The sequence below is a fragment of the Herbiconiux daphne genome, from assembly GCF_024979295.1.
Lineage (GTDB): Bacteria > Actinomycetota > Actinomycetes > Actinomycetales > Microbacteriaceae > Herbiconiux > Herbiconiux daphnes.
Genome location: NZ_JANLCJ010000158.1, coordinates 1 through 1,033, shown reverse-complemented (window position 1 = coordinate 1,033; position 1,033 = coordinate 1). Strand labels below are relative to the sequence as shown.

General features: G+C 49.6%; 2 protein-coding genes. Both read left to right on the top strand.

Annotated elements, in window-relative coordinates; translation table 11 throughout:
• The first annotated feature begins 351 nt into the window (after window positions 1-351).
• Window positions 352-651: a hypothetical protein gene (locus N1032_RS23760; protein WP_259542850.1), complete on the top strand. Its 300-nt coding sequence runs from the start codon at window positions 352-354 to the stop codon at window positions 649-651.
• The coding region (locus N1032_RS23755) for a DUF2800 domain-containing protein (protein WP_259542849.1) at window positions 644-1,033 on the top strand (390 nt) is incomplete at its 3' end. The genes N1032_RS23760 and N1032_RS23755, both read left to right, overlap by 8 nt.

The following is a 1,033-nucleotide window of genomic DNA, read 5'->3' as shown; positions in this document are numbered from 1 at the left end:
AGTTAATCATTTGCGCATTAGCGGTTTTCACTGTTTACGATATGGTAGAGCGGCATTGGTGGGAGACATTCACCGATTTGCTGATGTTAGGTAGCCTCATCGGGATTTTATGGAGCGCTACCGAATTAGTGAAAATGCATAAGCAAAAACCAGAATAAAAGAAACCCGCTACGGCGGGTTTTTTATTGGGGAAAAGATATGATCCGGTTATTTAAGCGGCCATTACGCGACCGCGATATGCCTATGAGCAACAACACGCGTTATCTACGCTGGAAATTGAAAATGAATTTTCTTAAAGCGCATCCGGGCTTAACTTTTCCCCTGGAGATTTACCACAAAGGAGATTAACGGATGGCAAAGGCCTTAGTAGATATTTGGGAAAAGCTGATCGAGGAATTAGCCGATAAAGTTGCCGAACGTATTCAGGCGAAAAATAACGATATCGGCCCGATTCAACTTGAAACGGTAGTAGATCGCCCGGATGAGGATTGGCGGGCGGATTGCCTGGCAGTGATTAACCAGTTAGCGCCGACGCATGGCCGCCAGATTCGCGCATTGCTCGCGAAGTTTGACGGGGCAAAACGTCTTAGCGAGGTTCCCGCCGTATCGTTGCCGGTACTGCTTACCGAACTGGCGTTGTTAAATGAGTAGTCACGCCCGCTTATCGCCATCCGGGGCGCATAAGTGGATGGAATGCCCCGCCAGCCTGGCAGCGGAGCGGGGCATTAAAGAGTCGAGATCTGAACATGCCGCAGAGGGCACAGCCGCGCATAACGTCGCTGAAAATGTTCTACGTGCATTGAATCCCCGTTGGCGCGGGAAACGACCTACATTTTCAAAGCTGGCAGCGTCTGATTATGTAGGCGAACGCGTAGAAAACTGGACTATTACCGGCGATATGGTCGAGCCGATACAAAGCTATATCGACACGATATTAGCCGCCGCAAATGGGAATACGCTACACATAGAGCAACGCGTAGATTTTTCCCATGTTGTAGGCGTTTCGAACTCCTTCGGAACTGCCGACGCCATA